Raw genomic sequence first — 16,606 nt, forward strand, 5'->3', positions numbered from 1 at the left:
CGCATAGACAACCAGGAGGTTGGCTTAGAAGCAGCCACCCTTTAAAGAGTGCGTAATAGCTCACTGGTCAAGTGGTTCCGCGCCGACAATGTAGCGGGGCTCAAGCACACCGCCGAAGCTGTGGCATTCACATTTTATCCTTGCTTGGACTTGATTCCTTGTGCAGGAGTGTGGATGGGTAGGGGAGCGTCGTGCCGGGGGTGAAGCAGCGGGGTGACCCAGTTGTGGACGCGGCACGAGTGAGAATGCAGGCATGAGTAGCGAAAGAAGGGTGAGAAACCCTTCCGCCGGATGACCAAGGGTTCCAGGGCCAGGCTAATCCGCCCTGGTGAGTCGGGACCTAAGGCGAGGCCGAGAGGCGTAGTCGATGGACAACGGGTTGATATTCCCGTACCCGCGAAAGAGCGTCCCTGATGAATCTCGTTGTGCTAACCACCCAAACCAGTTTCGGCCTTCGGGTTGAGGTTGGGGAGCGTGGGAACCTGGCGGGTAGTAGTCAAGCGATGGGGTGACGCAGGAAGGTAGCTGAGCCCGGCCGGTGGTTGTGCCGGGGTAAGCGTGTAGGCCGTACCATAGGCAAATCCGTGGTGCATGAGGCTGAGACGTGATGCCGAGCCGATTCAGGTGAAGTCAGTGATCCTATGCTGCCGAGAAAAGCCTCTAGCGAGTTCTTAGCGGCCCGTACCCCAAACCGACACAGGTGGTCAGGTAGAGAATACCGAGGCGATCGGGCGAACTGTGGTTAAGGAACTCGGCAAATTGCCCCCGTAACTTAGGGAGAAGGGGGGCCGGAGACGTGAAGCCCCATGCGGGTGGAGCGTTGTATGGCCGCAGAGAGCAGGGGGAAGCGACTGTTTACTAAAAACACAGGTCCATGCGAAGAAGTAATTCGATGTATATGGACTGACGCCTGCCCGGTGCTGGAACGTTAAGGGGACCTGTTAGCTCTTCGGGGCGAAGCGGAGAACTTAAGCGCCAGTAAACGGCGGTGGTAACTATAACCATCCTAAGGTAGCGAAATTCCTTGTCGGGTAAGTTCCGACCTGCACGAATGGCGTAACGACTTCCCCACTGTCTCAACCACAGGCCCGGCGAAATTGCATTACGAGTAAAGATGCTCGTTACGCGCGGCAGGACGGAAAGACCCCGGGACCTTTACTATAGCTTGACATTGGTATCCGAATTAGTTTGTGTAGGATAGGTGGGAGCCGGTGAAGTCCATACGCCAGTATGGGTGGAGGCAATCTTGAAATACCACTCTGGTTGATTTGGGTATCTAACTTCGGACCGTTATCCGGTTCAGGGACAGTGTCTGGTGGGTAGTTTAACTGGGGCGGTTGCCTCCTAAAAGGTAACGGAGGCGCCCAAAGGTTCCCTCAGCCTGGTTGGCAATCAGGTGTTGAGTGCAAGTACACAAGGGAGCTTGACTGTGAGACTGACAGGTCGAGCAGGGACGAAAGTCGGGACTAGTGATCCGGCACTTGCGAGTGGAAGCGGTGTCGCTCAACGGATAAAAGGTACCCCGGGGATAACAGGCTGATCTTCCCCAAGAGTCCATATCGACGGGATGGTTTGGCACCTCGATGTCGGCTCGTCGCATCCTGGGGCTGTAGCAGGTCCCAAGGGTTGGGCTGTTCGCCCATTAAAGCGGTACGCGAGCTGGGTTTAGAACGTCGTGAGACAGTTCGGTCCCTATCCGCCGTGCGCGTAGGATACTTGAGAAGGGCTGTCCCTAGTACGAGAGGACCGGGACGGACGAACCTCTGGTGTGCCAGTTGTCCCGCCAGGGGCACGGCTGGTTAGCTACGTTCGGAAGGGATAACCGCTGAAAGCATCTAAGCGGGAAGCTTGCTTCAAGATGAGGTATCCCACCCACTTTGTGGGGTAAGGCCCCCAGCTAGACGACTGGGTTGATAGGCCGGAAATGTAAGCCCGGTAACGGGTTCAGTTGACCGGTACTAATAGGCCGAGGACTTGACTACTAAGCTGCTACGCGTCCACTGTGCAACTCTAGACAAACGAACAACACACCCCTGTGTGTGGTGTTGTTTGATATGTCTATAGAGTTACGGCGGTCATGGCGGAGGGGAAACGCCCGGTAACATTCCGAACCCGGAAGCTAAGCCCTCCAGCGCCGATGGTACTGCACTCGGGAGGGTGTGGGAGAGTAGGACACCGCCGGACAACTTTTCCAGTCGAGGGCCGCCCCATCCGGGTCGGCCCTCGACTGCGTAGCGTCGTTGGTGACGCAATGAGGAAGGATGTACCTGTGAGTTCAGGATCGCAGGGCGGAGATCGTCCCCGTCGCTACGAAGACCGTTCGGGCGGACGCGAGGGAGCGCCGCGCCGCGACGACCGACCCCCGTACCGGGATGACCGGGGCGGACAGGCTGGCGGCGGCGACCGCCGAGACAGCGGCTCCCGCGGCGGTGACCGCCGTGAGGGAGGCTTCCGGTCGGGTTCGCGTGATGGCGGCCCCCGTGGCGCCGACGCCCCGCGCCGTGATGGCGACCGGCCGGGCGGCTTCCGTAACGACCGCGAGGGCTCCGGCGGCGGCGACCGTCGCGAGGGCGGTTTCCGTTCGGGCCCCCCGCGTGAGGGTGGCTTCCGTGGTGGTGACCGTCGTGAGGGTGGCGACCGCCAGGGTGGTTTCCGTGGTGGTGACCGTCGTGAGGGTGGTTTCCGTTCGGGTCCGCCGCGTGAGGGTGGCGACCGGCAGGGCGGGTTCCGTGGTGGTGACCGCGAGGGTGGTTTCCGCGGTGGTGACCGTCGTGAGGGTGGTGACCGTCCGAGCGGGTTCCGCTCCGGTCCGCCGCGTGAGGGCGGCGACCGGCAGGGCGGGTTCCGTGGCGGCGACCGCGAGGGTGGTTTCCGCGGTGGTGACCGTCGCGAGGGTGGCGACCGTCAGGGTGGTTTCCGCGGTGGTGACCGTCGTGAGGGTGGTGACCGTCCGAGCGGGTTCCGCTCCGGTCCGCCGCGTGAGGGCGGCGACCGGCAGGGCGGGTTCCGTGGCGGCGACCGCGAGGGTGGTTTCCGCGGTGGTGACCGTCGCGAGGGTGGCGACCGTCCGAGCGGGTTCCGCTCCGGTCCGCCGCGTGAGGGTGGCGACCGGCAGGGCGGGTTCCGTGGCGGCGACCGCGAGGGTGGTTTCCGCGGTGGTGACCGTCGCGAGGGTGGCGACCGCCAGGGTGGTTTCCGTGGTGGCGACCGGCCGGCTGGTGACCGCGATGGCGGTTTCCGCGGTGGTGACCGCCGCGAGGGTGGTTTCCGTTCAGGTCCGCCGCGTGAGGGTGGCGACCGCCAGGGTGGTTTCCGTGGTGGCGACCGGCCGGCTGGCGACCGCGATGGTGGTTTCCGTGGTGGTGACCGTCGTGAGGGTGGTTTCCGTTCGGGCCCGCCGCGTGAGGGTGGTTTCCGTTCGGGCCCGCCGCGTGAGGGTGGTTTCCGTGGTGGCGACCGTCGTGAGGGCGGCGACCGGCAAGGCGGGTTCCGTGGCGGTGATCGCGATGGTGGTTTCCGTGGTGGTGACCGTCGTGAGGGTGGTTTCCGTTCCGGTCCGCCGCGTGACGGTGGCGACCGTACGGGCGGTTTCCGTGGTGGCGACCGGCCGGCTGGTGACCGCGATGGCGGTTTCCGTGGTGGTGACCGCCGTGAGGGTGGTTTCCGTTCCGGTCCGCCGCGTGACGGTGGCGACCGTACGGGCGGTTTCCGTGGTGGCGACCGGCCGGCTGGTGACCGCGATGGCGGTTTCCGTGGTGGTGACCGCCGTGAGGGTGGTTTCCGTTCCGGTCCGCCGCGTGACGGTGGCGACCGTACGGGCGGGTTCCGTGGTGGCGACCGGCCGGGCGGGTTCCGTGGTGGTGACCGCGAGGGCGGTTTCCGTGGTGGGGACCGCCGTGAGGGTGGTTTCCGTTCGGGTCCGCCGCGTGAGGGCGGTGACCGCCAGGGTGGTTTCCGTGGTGGGGACCGCCGTGAGGGCGGGGACCGTCCGGGTGGTGGCTACCGGGGCGGGGACCGCCAGGAGAGCTTCCGGGGCGGAGAGCGCCGCGACGGTGGCTTCCAGGGCGGAGAGCGCCGCGACCGTCCGGAGGCGGCGGCGGGGGAGCGTACGTCGGCCCCCGCGCTGCCCGACGAGATCGCCGCGACCGACCTCGACAAGGACGTCCGGGCCGAACTGCTGTCGCTGGCGAAGCCAGTCGCCGAGACGGTCGCCCGGCACCTGGTGGCGACGGGTCAGCTGATCGACGAGGACCCGGCCGAGGCGCTGGCGCACGCGCTGGCCGCCCGGCGGCTGGCGTCCCGGATCTCCGCCGTCCGCGAGGCGGTGGGTCTGGCCGCGTACCACGCGGGCGAGTGGCAGAGCGCCATCGCGGAACTGCGCACGTACCACCGGATGAGCGGGTTGCAGAGCCACCTGGCGGTGCTCGCGGACTGCGAGCGGGCGCTGGGCCGGCCGGAGCGGGCGATCGACCTGTTCCGTGGCGCGGACCGCGAGAAGCTGGACCAGGCCGTGGCGACCGAGCTGCTGATCGTGGCAGCCGGGGCGCGTGGCGACCTGGGCCAGAAGGACGCGGCCGTGGCGATGCTCCAGGTTCCCGAGCTGACCAGCGAGACGGCCGAGCCGTGGACGGCCCGGCTGCGGTACGCGTACGCCGACGCGCTGCTCGCGGTCGGTCGTCGCGACGAGGCCCGTGAGTGGTTCTCGCGGGCGGCCGACGTCGACACCGAGGACGAGACCGACGCCGCCGAGCGACTGCTGGAGCTCGACGGTGTGGTGATCGAGGGCGACGAGGAGGACGAGGAGTCCGCCGAGGCGATCGCCTCCGGCCCCGGCGCCCCGGGCGCCGTGCCGGCACGGCCGGACGCCGACCTCGGCAGCGGCGATGCCGAGCCGACCGACGCTGAGCCGACCGACGCCGGGCGGCAGAACGACGCCCCGACCGACGCCGGGCGGCACGACGACGTCGAGCCGACCGACGCCGGATCTGTCGACGCTGAGCGGCAGAACGACGACGACGTCGAGCCGACCGACGCCGGACGGCAGGACGGGGCCGCTGCGGCGCCGACGGACGACGCCGAGCCGCGTGCGGCTGGCGGCGACACCGGGAACGCCTCCGGTGATGGCGAGTCCACCACCGGTGGTTCGGAGACCGCGCGGCGATGACGACGGACGTCGGGGACCGGCTGGTCGACGGGTACGCCCTGGTCGTTTTCGACCTGGACGGCGTGATCTACCTGATCGACCGGCCGATCCCCGGCGCGGTCGAGGCGGTCGGCCGGCTGCACGCCGAGGGCCGGCCGGTGGCGTACGCGACCAACAACGCCTCGCGCCGCTCCAGTGAGGTGGCCGACCTGCTCACCGGGATGGGCGTGCCCGCCCGGGCCGAAGAGGTGCTCACCTCCGCGGCGGCTGCCGCCGAGCTGCTCCGCGATCGGCTCCCCGCCGGCGCCGCGGTGCTGGTCGTCGGCACCGAGGCGTTGCGGGCCGAGCTGCGTGCGGTGGGGCTCAACCCGGTGTCGCGGGCGGACGAGTCGCCGCTCGCGGTGGTGCAGGGGTTCGGTCCGCAGGTCTGCTGGGCGGATCTGGCCGAGGCCTCGGTGGCCGTACGCGGCGGCGCGATCTGGGTCGCCACGAACACCGACCCGGCCCTGCCGAGCGGTCGGGGACCGCTGCCGGGCAACGGTGCCCTGGTCGCCGTGCTACGGACCGCGCTCGGGCGCGACCCCGATGTGGTGGTCGGCAAACCTGAACCGGCGCTGTTCACCACGGCCGCCCGCCGGGCCGGGCACGGCCGTGCGCTGCTGGTCGGCGACCGCCTGGACACCGACATCGAGGGTGCCCGACGGGCCGGCCTGGACAGCCTGCTGGTGCTCACCGGCGTGAGCGACGCGGCCGAACTGCTCGCCGCCGCGCCGCACCGCAGGCCGACGTACGTCTCGATGGATCTGTCGGGGCTCTTCGACCCGGCGGCCGTGGTGCGGGTCCCGGGCGAGGCCGGCGGATGGTCGGTGGCCGAGCGGGACGGGACGCTGGAGCTGTCCGGATCCGGTCGGCCGCTGGATGCCCTGGCGGTGCTCTGCGGGGCCGCCTGGTCGGTGCGATCCGCGCGGATCCGTGCCGGATCGACGCAGGCGCGGACGGCGCTGGCCGCACTCGGGCTGTCCGGCTGAGCGTGGCCCGTTCGGCCCGTCCCGGGCCGCGGCGCTCAGAGCAGCTTGCGCAGCTTCATCAGGTCGAGCGGATTCGCCTTGATCGACACCCGCCGGGAGGTGACCGCGCGGGTGATGTCGAGGTCACCGCGGACCAGCGCGAGCAGGTCGTCGCTGCTGGTGCTCAGTGCGATCTTGGCCTTGGGGTCGTCGCCGTCGGCCAGGTCGACGAGCCGGCCGCCGGAGAGCCGGCCGTGGAAGGCGGTTTCCAGGTCGGTGATGCGGCAGGCCAGTGACCTGTCGAAATCGACCTTCTCCCGCACGGTCTCCGCGTTGTGGTCCAGCCGGGCGGCCAGATCCCGTAACGCCTGCCGGCACTCGTCCACGCTGGCCACGATCGCCCCCTCGCTGCTCGCCACGCCGTCCCCGGCACCGTACCGCACAGGCCGTCGTGGGGTGCCCGGTAGCGTGACACCTGCACACCCCCGCCCCGTGGAAGGAATCAGGCATGCAGGACGCGTGGCGCGCCTACCTTGAGCTGGCCATGGGCCTGACGGAGGCGCCCCGGAAGAAGGCCCAGGACACGGTTCGCCGGCTCGTCGGCACGGGCGGGGCGACCGCGGCCCAACTGCAGACCCTCGCCGAGGAACTGGTCTCCACCGGCGTGGCCAACCGTGAGGCGCTGACCAAGCTGGTGCGCTTCGAGGTGGACCGGACCCTCGGCGCGGTGGGGCTCGCCACCGCCGACGAGGTCGCCGAGCTGACCCGACGGGTACACGAGCTGGAACGTCAGCTCCGCGACGCCAAGTCCCACCGTGGCGACCCGCCGCCCGCCGGCGCCCCCGGGCCGGTGCTGCCGGTGCCCGCCGGTGCCGGGTCGTCGGCCGGTCCCGGCGCCGCCGAGCCGGCCGTGCCCACGTCGGCGCCCCCCGCCCCGGTCGTGCGGCCGGCCGTCGCCAAGAAGGCCGTCGCGAAGAAGGCCGTCGCGAAGAAGGCAGTGGCCAGGCGGGCGCCGGCTGACCTCACCCCGGTCGAGGGCGACGCCGCGCGGGCGGCCCGGCCGGTGAAGAAGGCGCCGGCGCGCAAGCGGCCCCCGCAGGACGAGGCGTGACCCGCCCGGCCCCGGCCGGGAGCGCGCGGTGACCGGCCCGATGCGGCCCGGCCCCCCGCCCGGCGCCCGGCCCGGACCGGGTGCCGGCCACCGCTCCTCAGCCGGCTCCTCGCGCCCCGGTCCGCCACTCGGTGTCCGGCCCGGGCCGGCGCATCCCGCTACGCCCGCGCTGCCGGAGCCCGCCGACGACCTCGACGAGGGCCGGCACCCGGCCGTGGATGCCGCCGTGCGGGCGATGGCAAACGCCGCGACGCTCGCCCCCGCCGACCAGATCGCGCAGTACGAGGCCGCGTACGCGACCCTGCGGGAGACCCTCGCCACCATCGACCAGGCCTGACCGACCGGAGAAGAAGCACGCATGGCACGTCGTAACCGGCTGGACGCCGAACTCGTCCGCCGTGGCCTGGCCCGGTCCCGGGAACAGGCCGCCGCGCTGGTGGAGGCCGGCCGGGTCCAGTTGCGTGGCGTACCGGCCCGCAAGCCCGCCGCGATGGTCGATCCCGCCGACCCGCTCCTGGTCACCGGCGAGGACCCCGGCACGGAGTACGTCTCCCGGGGCGGGCACAAGCTGGCCGGCGCGCTGGCCGCCTTCGCCCCGGACGGGCTGACGGTGGCCGCCCGGCGGTGCCTGGACGCGGGCGCCTCCACCGGTGGCTTCACCGACGTGCTGCTGCGTGCCGACGCGGCGCAGGTGGTCGCGGTCGACGTCGGCTACGGGCAGCTCGCCTGGCCGCTGCGCACCGACCCGCGGGTCCGGGTCCTCGAGCGCACCAACGTCCGTACGCTCACGCCGGAGGTCATCGACGGGCCGGTCGACCTCACGGTCGCCGACCTGTCGTTCATCTCGTTGCGGCTGGTGCTGCCGGCGCTGGCCGGCTGCACCCGGCCGGACGGCGACCTGGCGCTGATGGTGAAGCCGCAGTTCGAGGTCGGTAAGGAACGGGTCGGTGCCGGCGGGGTCGTGCGCGACCCGTCGCTGCGGGCGGAGGCCGTGCTCGACGTGGCCGACACGGCGGCCGGGCTCGGCCTCGGCCTGGCGGGGGTGGCCGCCAGCCCGCTGCCGGGGCCCAGCGGCAACGTGGAGTTCTTCGTATGGTTACGCCGGGACGCGCCGCCGGCGGACCCGAAGCGGGTGCACGCGGTGGTGAGCGCCGGGCCGGGTGGCCCGGCGCCGTCCGGCGACCAGCCGGACACGGCGACGAAGGAGGTGGCCGGATGAGCGAGCTGGCGAGCCCCGCGGTCACGGGCGTGGGGCGCGCAAACCGGGCGGACGCGACGGAACGGTTGTCGCGGTGAGCCGCACGGCCCTGCTGGTGACGCACACCGGCCGCCGGCGCAGCACCGAGCACGCCCGGGCCGTCGCCGCCGACCTCATCGCGGCCGGCTTCGAGGTGCGGGTCGTCGCCGAGGAGGCCGACGACCTCGACCTGCCCGGGGCGGTGCCGGTGACCGGCCCCGAGGCCGCCGAGGGCGCGGAGATCGTCTTCGCGCTCGGCGGGGACGGCACCTTCCTGCGCGCGGCGGAGCTGGCCCGACCGGCGAAGGTGCCGCTGCTCGGCATCAACCTCGGCAAGGTCGGCTTCCTCGCCGAGGCCGAACTCGACGACCTGGACAGCGCGGTACGCGACGTCGTCGGGCACAACTACACCGTCGACGAACGGCTCACCCTCGACGTGACCGCCGAGTTCGACGGCGGGCCGACCATCGACTCCTGGGCGCTCAACGAGATCAGCATCGAGAAGGGCGAGCGCGCCCAGATGCTGGAGCTGCTCGTCGACGTCGACGGCCGCCCGCTGTCCCGCTACGGCTGCGACGGCGTGGTCTGCGCCACCCCCACCGGCTCGACGGCGTACGCGTTCTCCGGGGGCGGGCCGGTGGTCTGGCCGGAGGTGGAGGCGCTGCTGCTGGTGCCGATCAGCGCGCACGCGCTGTTCAGCCGGCCGTTGGTCACCGCGCCCACGTCCACATTCGTCATCACCGTCGACCCGTTCACCACCCTCGCGGTGCTGTCCTGCGACGGCCGGCGGGTCTACGACCTGCCCCCCGGCGCCCGGGTCACGGTGCGGCGCGGCGCGCTGCCCGTACGCGTGGTGCGGCTGCGCGACCGCCCGTTCACCGACCGGCTGGTGGCGAAGTTCGACCTGCCCGTGCACGGCTGGCGGGGCTCGCGCCGCTGACCGGCGTGTCCACCTGGCGACATGTCGCCGGTGCGGCGGGCCGGGTGCCGGTGCTGGGGGTGGGCGCCCCGGTACACGGCGCTGGTGCCCGCCGGTCGGGGCGCGGTGTCGCTGCGGGCGCACCGGCAGCGACCGCGCCGCCAACACCGTCGACCAGACCGGGATCGACGCGTACGGCCTGCGCTGAGCGGGTGCGGGGCGGGACGGCCGGACCGGTCGTCCCGCCCCGCTGCGGTCGTCGCCCGCAGCGGTGTGGCCACCCGCCAGTGGCTTTCGAAGAGCCCGAGCAGCGCGTCCAGCAGTTGGCTGCGGCCGATGACCGGTGAGCTGGACGACAGCGGTACAGCTCTTCCTCGTCCGGGGCCAGGCCGATCACGTCCAACACCGGGCTGAACTGTACGACCTCGTCGAACCGTCCACGACGCGGCGTCGCCGGCTGGTCAACTGTCGGGCACCGCGTCTACTGTCGGTTGCTGTGCTGGAAGAGCTGCGCATCACCGGACTGGGCGTCATCGAGGACACCACGCTGCCGCTGGCCGGCGGCATGAACGTCATCACCGGCGAGACCGGTGCGGGCAAGACGATGGTGGTCACCGGCCTCGGCCTGCTCTTCGGGGGGCGGGCCGACGCCGGGCGGGTCCGGGCCCAGCCGGGCCGGGCGATGGTCGAGGGCCGGTTGCGCCTCGCCGGCCGGGTCGCCGCGACCGTGCACGCGCGGATCATCGACGCCGGCGGCGAGCCCGACGAGGACGGCTCGGTGCTGTTGAGCCGCACCGTGACGGTGGAGGGTCGCTCCCGGGCGCACCTGGGCGGGCGCAGCATGCCGGTGTCGATGCTCGGCGAGGTCGGCGAGCAGGCGGTCGCCGTGCACGGCCAGTCCGACCAGCTGCGCCTGCTGCGGCCGGCCGAGCAGCGGGCCGCGCTGGACCGCTTCGCCGGCCCGGAGCACGAGAAGCTGCTCGACGCGCTGCGTGAGGCGTACGCGCGCTGGCGGGCGGTGGTCGACGACCTGACCGACCGGCGACGCAACGCCCGCGAGCGCAACCAGGAGGCGGATCTGCTGCGCCTGGGCCTGGACGAGATCACCCGGGTCGACCCGCAGCCCGGTGAGGACGGCGAGCTGAAGGCGGAGGCGCAGCGACTGGAGCACGCCGAGGGGCTGCGTACGGCGGCGCAGGTGGCCCAGCAGTGCGTGGCCGGCGGGGTGGAGGCGGCCGACGAGACACCGGACGCGGCGACGCTGCTCGGCACCGCCCGGCGCACCCTGGAGGCGCAGGCCGGCACGGATCCGGCGCTGGGCGAGCTGGCGGGGCGGCTGGAGGAGGCGGCGACCCTGGTGACGGACGTCTCCGCGGAGCTGTCGACCTATCTCGCCGCGTTGGACGCCGATCCGGCCCGGTTGCAGACCGTCTACGAGCGGCGGGCGGCGTTGCGCGCGCTCACCCGCAAGTACGCCGACGACGTCGACGGCGTGATCGCCTGGGCCGAGCGGGCCCGCATCCGCCTGTCCGACCTGGACACCTCCGACGACCTGCTGGACGAGCTGGACCGGGAGGCCACCCGGCTGGCCGCCGAGGTGACCGACCTGGCCGGGCGGGTGTCGACGTCGCGGCTGGAGGCGGCGGGCCGCTTCGCCGAGCAGGTCACCGTCGAGCTGGCCGGGCTGGCCATGCCGCACGCCCGCATCGAGGTGGCGGTGCTGCCCCGCGCGGCCGGCCGGGCCGAGCCGGTCCTGCCGGTCAACGGCACGCCGGTCGGCGTCGGTCCGGACGGCGGCGACGAGGTCGAGCTGCGTCTGCTGGCCCACCCGGGTGCGCCCTCGCTGCCGTTGCAGCGGGGGGCGTCCGGCGGTGAGCTGTCGCGGGTGATGCTTGCCATCGAGGTGGTCTTCGCCGGCTCCGGCGGGCCGCCCACGCTGGTCTTCGACGAGGTCGACGCGGGGGTCGGCGGCCAGGCCGCGGTGGAGATCGGCCGGCGGCTGGCCCGGTTGGCCCGCAGCCACCAGGTGTTGGTCGTCACGCACCTGCCGCAGGTCGCCGCGTTCGCCGACCGGCACCTGGTGGTGGCGAAGGACACGGGCGGGGCCGTCACCACGAGCGGGGTGCGGGTGGTGGAGGACACGGAGCGCGCCCGGGAGTTGGCCCGGATGCTCGCCGGTCTGCCCGATTCCGACCTGGGCATCGCACACGCCGAGGAGCTGCTCGCGGTGGCGGCCCGGGAAAGGCGTCCGTGAGGTCGACGATTGTGAGCACAGACACACCGTCTCGCGCGTCGGTGTGCTTCCCTGGGTAGGCGGCCCTGCTCAGGCATGTCGCGACAGATTTGCCTGCCTCACATGCCAGGATGGTCACGATGCGTCTACCCACGTTGCGCCGGACCCGGAATGCGGAACCGGGCAGGATCCTCGGCACCGCGCGCCTTGACCGCCGGACAAAACGCCTGGTCGGCCGGCTCCGCCCGGGCGACATCGCGGTCATCGACCACGTCGACCTCGACCGGGTCGCCGCCGACTCGCTCGTCGCCGTCGGTGTCGGTGCCGTGCTCAACGCCAAGCCGTCGGTCTCCGGCCGCTATCCGAACCTCGGGCCCGAGGTGCTGGTCGCGGCCGGCATCCCACTCCTAGACGACCTGGGGGAGGGGGTGTTCGAGGGGATCCGCGAGGGCGACACCGTCCGGCTCGAGGGCAACACCGTCTTCGTCGGCGACGAGCCGGTGGCGCACGGCAGCCTCCAGGACGCCGAGACGGTGGCGAAGTCGATGGCCGACGCCCGGGAGGGGCTCTCGGTGCAGTTGGAGGCCTTCGCCGCCAACACGATGGACTACCTCCGCCAGGAGCGCGACCTGCTCCTCGACGGGGTCGGTGTGCCGGACATCGAGACCGCGATGCAGGGGCGGCACTGCCTGATCGTGGTTCGCGGCTACGACTACAAGGCCGACCTGGACGTGCTGCGTCCCTACATCCGCGAGTACAAGCCCGTCCTGATCGGCGTCGACGGCGGCGCGGACGCGCTGGTGGAGGCCGGCTACACGCCGGACGTGATCATCGGGGACATGGATTCGGTCACCGACGACGTGCTGCGCTGCGGCGCCGAGGTGATCGTGCACGCCTACCCGGACGGCCGGGCGCCCGGCCTGGCCCGCGTCAACGGCCTCGGCGTCCCGGCGGTGACCTTCCCGGCGGCGGCGACCAGCGAGGACCTCGCCATGCTGCTGGCCGACGAGAAGGGCGCCTCGTTGCTGGTCGCCGTCGGCACCCACGCCACCCTTGTCGAGTTCCTCGACAAGGGCCGCGGCGGGATGGCCTCCACGTTCCTGACCCGGCTCAAGGTCGGCGGCAAGCTGGTCGACGCCAAGGGCGTGAGCCGGCTCTACCGGCAGAGCATCTCCGGGTCGTCGCTGCTGCTGCTGGTGCTCTCCGCGATCGCGGCGATGGCCTCGGCCGTGGCGGTCTCCACCGTCGGCAAGGCGTATTTGGGTGTGGTCTCCGAGTGGTGGAACAATTTCGTGTTCCAGCTTGAACAGCTTTTCTAGCGTCCGACCGATCAAGAGGCTGCAGGTGTGATCAACTTCCGGTACCACGTGGTGTCCCTGACCGCGGTCTTCCTCGCCCTGGCGATCGGTCTGGTGGTCGGCACCGCCGCACTGAACGGCCCGGTGGCCGACTCGCTCAAGGAGACCGTCAACGGGCTGCGCAAGGACAACCAGCAGATGCGCCAGGCGGTCCAGAGCATGCAGCGTGAGCTGGACCTGGAGGAGGACTTCGCGGCCCAGATGGCCGAGGTCGTCCTGCCGGGCACGCTGACCAACAAGCGCGTGGTGGTGGTGAGCCTGCCCGCCGGACGCGACCACACCGAGGGCGTGGTCAGAATGCTCCAGCTCGCCGGGGCCCAGGTGGGCCGCGTCGACCTCCAGGACAAGTTCATCGAGCCCGACAACAACAACAACCTGCTGGAGTTGGCGGTCACCGCCGCGCGCCCCACCGGCGCGCCGACCACCGACCTGCCGGGCAACGGCAACGGGGTGGAGACGTCCAGCGCGCTGCTGGCGAGCGTGCTGCTCGACCGGGCGCCCGGCGCCACCCCCGTCAGCGAGGCCGACCGGCGGGCGGTGCTCGCCGCCTACATCAACGCCAACTACCTGACCACCGCGAAGCCGGTCACCACCGCCGCGGAGGCGGTCGTCCTGGTCAGCGGGCAGCCGTACGTGGACAAGGACTCGGCCAAGAAGGACGAGTCGGTGCTGATGGCCGCCGAGCAGTTCGACCGGGCCGGGACGATCGTCGTCGGCGGAAACGGGTCGGCCGGCGGCAACGTGGTGGCCGCCGTCCGCAGCGACCCGGTGCTGGTGCAGAGCATCTCCACCGTCGACAACGCCAACACCGTCCAGGGTCAGCTCGTCACCGCCCTCGCGCTGGTGGAACAGGTGACCGGGAAGAAGGCCGGGCAGTACGGTGTCGCCGACAACGCCACCCTGCTGCCTAGACTGCCCCAGTGATGCCACGACGTAGCCCGGTGTCCGGATCCCGCTTCACCGACGCCCGACGGAAGGTGCCCGCGTGAGCCTGCTCGGTCGACTGCTCCTCGCCGGTGCCGGCGCCGCCGCCGCCCGGTACGCGCTGCGTGAGGTGCGTACCTCGCCGGCCGGGCCCGCGCTCGAGCGGACCAACTTCCGGGGCCGCACCGTGACCCTGGCCGCCGGGCCCGCGCTCGCGGCCGGCGCGACCGCGGCGGGCGCATTCGGCGCGTCCAGCGTCGCCACGGGCGCCGCGGCCCTCGTCGCCGGCGCGGGCGCCGGGGCGGTCGGGCTCTACGACGACGTGGTCGGCACGCGACCGGAGCAGAAGGCCGCCAAGGGCTTCGCCGGGCACCTGGCCGCGCTGCGCGAGGGCCGGGTCACCGCCGGGTTGGTGAAGGTCGTCGGGGTGGGCGCCGCCGGTCTCGGCGCCGCCGCCCTGCTCGCCACCGATCCCCGGGTCGCCGGGCACCCCCGCCGCCAGCGGCAGGGTGCCCTGGTGCAGGGCGTCGACGTGCTGCTCGGCGCCGGCGTCATCGCCGGCACCGCCAACCTGCTCAACCTGCTCGACCTGCGTCCCGGCCGGGCGCTGAAGTCCGGTCTGCTGCTCGGCGCGCCGCTCACCGGCGGCCCGCACGGCGGGATCGCCGCCGGTGCCGTCGGCGCCGCCGCCGGGCTGCTCCCCGCCGACCTCGGCGAGGACGTGATGCTCGGTGACAGCGGCGCGAACGCGCTCGGCGCGCTGCTCGGCGTGGCGCTGGCCGCGCGTACCGGGCCCGTCGGGCGGGCCGGGCTGTTCGCCGTGCTCGCCGGCCTCACCGCCGCCAGCGAGAAGGTGAGCTTCACCCAGGTCATCCAGCGCACCCCGGGGCTGCGTGAACTCGACGCGCTGGGCCGCCGCGCCGACTGACGTGACGACCCCGGCACCCCTCGCCAGCGCCGGCCGCGTCGCCGGAGCAGCCGCGCTCATCGCCGTCCTCACCGTCGTCAGCCGGCTCGTCGGCTTCGGCCGTACCGCCGTCTTCACCTGGACGTTGGCGCCGACGGACCTTGGCGGCACCTACGTGGTCGCCAACGCGGTGCCGAACTTCATCTTCGAGATCGTCGCCGGTGGCGCGCTGGCGAGCCTGGTCGTTCCGCTGCTGGCCGGGCCCGTCGCGGCGGGGGACCGGGCGGCGGTGGCCCGCACCACCGGCGCGTTGCTCACCTGGACGGTGAGTCTCCTCGTCCCGCTCGCCGTGCTGGTGGCGGTGCTCGCCGGGCCGGCGGTCGCGCTCCTGGGCGACGGACTGACCGCCGCCCAGCAGGACAGCGGCGAGCGCATGCTGCGGATCTTCGCCCCGCAACTGCCGCTGTACGGCGTGGGCATCGTCCTCACCGGGGTGCTCCAGGCGCACCGCCGGTTCGCGTGGCCGGTGCTCGCGCCGCTGCTGTCCAGCCTCACCGTCATCGTGGTCTACCTTGGCTTCACCGCGGCCGAGGGGCCGCTGGCCACGGTGGCTGACGTGAGCGTCGGCGCGGAACTGCTGCTCTCGGCCGGGACCACGCTCGGCGTCGTCGTGCTCTCCCTGTCGCTGCTGGTCCCGGTCCGCCGGCTGCGACTGGGAGCGCGGCCGGGGTTCGGGTTCCCGGCGGACGCCCGCTCCCGGGTGGGCGGGCTGGTGGCGGCCGGCGCGGTGACGGTCACCGCCCAGCAGGTCGCCCTGATGGTGAGCCTCAACCAGGTCACGTACGGCGCCGCCGACAGCCCGGGTGTCTACAACCTGGCCCAGACCGTCTACCTGCTGCCGTGGGCGGTGCTGGCGGTGCCGCTGGCCGTCGCCGCGTACCCGGCGTTGGCGGCGGCCCACGCCGCCGGTGACGAGGAAGGCTACCGGGGCACCCTGGCGCCGGCCGTGCGCGGCGTGCTGCTGTTCAGTTGCCTGGGCGCCGCCGCGCTGGCCGGGACCGCCATCCCCGTCGGTCGTCTCTTCTTCGCGCCGTCCGCGGCGGAGGCGGCTGCCGGTGCGATCGCCGGGTTCGCGCCGGGCCTGCTCGGCTACGGGCTCTACGCGCTGCTGAGCCGGGCCCTCTACGCCCGGGGGGAGACCCGGGTCGCCACCGTCGCCACCGCCGTCGGGTTCCTGGCGGTGCCGGCCACGGCCCTGATCCTGGGCGTTCTCCTGCCGCTGCGGGACCGGGTGCTCGCGGTGGCCCTGGCCAACTCGGTCGGGATGGTGCTGCTCGGCGGACTGCTGCTGGTCGCCGTACGGCGGGCGGCCGGGCGGGCCGCGCTCACCGGCGCGGCCCGGGCTGGTGCCGCCGGACTGCTCGCCGGGGCCCTGGCCGCGCTCGCCGGGGCGGCCGGCGCCCACCTGCTGGACACGGCCACCGGCGGCACCCCGACGACACCGGGCGCGCTCGTGCAGGGCATGCTGTCCGGAGTCCTGGTCGGCGTCGTGTTCCTCGCCGTCGTGTGGCTGGCCGACCGGCGGGACGTGACGCCGCTGCTCGCCGGGGTGCTGCGGCGGCTGGGCCGGGCGGGCCGGCGCGGGCCACCGGCGCCCGCCGACGCGACGGGCGAGGGCGACATCCCCCCGGAACGGGGTGGCGGGAAGGAGACGGTGTCCCGGTGAGCGGGTGCAGGACGGGTGACCGGCCGACGGCGACCGACGAG

At 72.4% G+C, this 16,606-nt stretch carries 13 protein-coding genes and 2 rRNA genes (1 of these 15 running past the window's edge); 14 read left to right on the plus strand and 1 reads right to left on the minus strand.

All coding sequences use genetic code 11. The annotated features are described in order from the left end of the window. From ACQ452_RS11130 to ACQ452_RS11150, 5 genes are all read left to right on the plus strand, one after another. Positions 1 to 1,982, plus strand: a 23S ribosomal RNA gene (locus tag ACQ452_RS11130) (it extends 1,124 nt beyond the left edge of the window). A gap of 85 nt (positions 1,983 to 2,067) precedes the next feature. Continuing rightward, a 5S ribosomal RNA gene (gene rrf / locus ACQ452_RS11135) occupies positions 2,068 to 2,184 on the plus strand. A 188-nt stretch (positions 2,185 to 2,372) separates the two neighbouring features. After that, the gene (locus tag ACQ452_RS11140; RefSeq protein ID WP_433394504.1) at positions 2,373 to 4,241 is read left to right on the plus strand and encodes a hypothetical protein; all 1,869 of its coding nucleotides are present in this window, start codon (positions 2,373 to 2,375) and stop codon (positions 4,239 to 4,241) included. Continuing rightward, the gene (locus tag ACQ452_RS11145; protein WP_433394095.1) at positions 4,178 to 5,164 is read left to right on the plus strand and encodes a Replicase polyprotein 1ab; all 987 of its coding nucleotides are present in this window, start codon (positions 4,178 to 4,180) and stop codon (positions 5,162 to 5,164) included. The genes ACQ452_RS11140 and ACQ452_RS11145 overlap by 64 nt, the downstream gene beginning before the upstream one ends. Next, positions 5,161 to 6,171, plus strand: a complete 1,011-nt coding sequence (locus ACQ452_RS11150; RefSeq protein WP_433392882.1) for an HAD-IIA family hydrolase — start codon at positions 5,161 to 5,163, stop codon at positions 6,169 to 6,171. The genes ACQ452_RS11145 and ACQ452_RS11150 overlap by 4 nt, the downstream gene beginning before the upstream one ends. A 35-nt stretch (positions 6,172 to 6,206) precedes the next feature. Here ACQ452_RS11150 and ACQ452_RS11155 read toward each other — a convergent pair whose 3' ends face one another. Beyond that, entirely contained in the window at positions 6,207 to 6,545 is a 339-nt protein-coding gene (locus tag ACQ452_RS11155) for an SCP2 sterol-binding domain-containing protein (RefSeq protein ID WP_433394097.1), read from the minus strand. A 113-nt stretch (positions 6,546 to 6,658) separates the two neighbouring features. On the opposite strand from ACQ452_RS11155, the gene ACQ452_RS11160 reads away from it, so the two are divergent. The 9 genes from ACQ452_RS11160 to murJ all read left to right on the plus strand — a co-directional run bounded on the left by ACQ452_RS11160 (position 6,659) and on the right by murJ (position 16,565). After that, positions 6,659 to 7,261 (plus strand): phasin family protein, encoded by a 603-nt coding sequence (locus tag ACQ452_RS11160; protein ID WP_433392884.1) that lies wholly within the window; start codon positions 6,659 to 6,661, stop codon positions 7,259 to 7,261. Between the two features lie 40 nt (positions 7,262 to 7,301). Beyond that, complete coding sequence (locus tag ACQ452_RS11165; protein WP_433394098.1) at positions 7,302 to 7,598, plus strand: hypothetical protein; 297 nt, start codon at positions 7,302 to 7,304, stop codon at positions 7,596 to 7,598. Between the two features lie 21 nt (positions 7,599 to 7,619). After that, a complete protein-coding gene (locus tag ACQ452_RS11170; RefSeq protein WP_433392886.1) occupies positions 7,620 to 8,480 on the plus strand; it encodes a TlyA family RNA methyltransferase in 861 nt (286 codons plus the stop codon). Positions 8,481 to 8,553: 73 nt separating this feature from the next. Next, complete coding sequence (locus ACQ452_RS11175; RefSeq protein WP_433392888.1) at positions 8,554 to 9,438, plus strand: NAD kinase; 885 nt, start codon at positions 8,554 to 8,556, stop codon at positions 9,436 to 9,438. 475 nt (positions 9,439 to 9,913) lie between these two features. Further along, positions 9,914 to 11,671 (plus strand): DNA repair protein RecN, encoded by a 1,758-nt coding sequence (recN, locus tag ACQ452_RS11180; protein ID WP_433392890.1) that lies wholly within the window; start codon positions 9,914 to 9,916, stop codon positions 11,669 to 11,671. A 119-nt stretch (positions 11,672 to 11,790) separates the two neighbouring features. Further along, positions 11,791 to 12,969 carry a putative cytokinetic ring protein SteA gene (gene steA / locus ACQ452_RS11185; RefSeq protein WP_433392892.1) on the plus strand — a complete coding sequence of 393 codons (1,179 nt, stop codon included), beginning with the start codon at positions 11,791 to 11,793 and terminating at the stop codon, positions 12,967 to 12,969. A 27-nt stretch (positions 12,970 to 12,996) separates the two neighbouring features. Beyond that, a complete protein-coding gene (locus ACQ452_RS11190) occupies positions 12,997 to 13,932 on the plus strand; it encodes a copper transporter (protein WP_433392894.1) in 936 nt (311 codons plus the stop codon). A 61-nt stretch (positions 13,933 to 13,993) separates the two neighbouring features. Then, positions 13,994 to 14,860, plus strand: a complete 867-nt coding sequence (locus ACQ452_RS11195; protein WP_433392895.1) for a hypothetical protein — start codon at positions 13,994 to 13,996, stop codon at positions 14,858 to 14,860. A gap of 1 nt (position 14,861) precedes the next feature. Further along, positions 14,862 to 16,565, plus strand: a complete 1,704-nt coding sequence (murJ, locus tag ACQ452_RS11200; RefSeq protein ID WP_433394100.1) for a murein biosynthesis integral membrane protein MurJ — start codon at positions 14,862 to 14,864, stop codon at positions 16,563 to 16,565. Positions 16,566 to 16,606 lie beyond the last annotated feature (41 nt).

The sequence above is a fragment of the Micromonospora sp. KLBMP9576 genome (assembly GCF_050941805.1).
In the GTDB taxonomy this organism is placed as follows: domain Bacteria; phylum Actinomycetota; class Actinomycetes; order Mycobacteriales; family Micromonosporaceae; genus Micromonospora.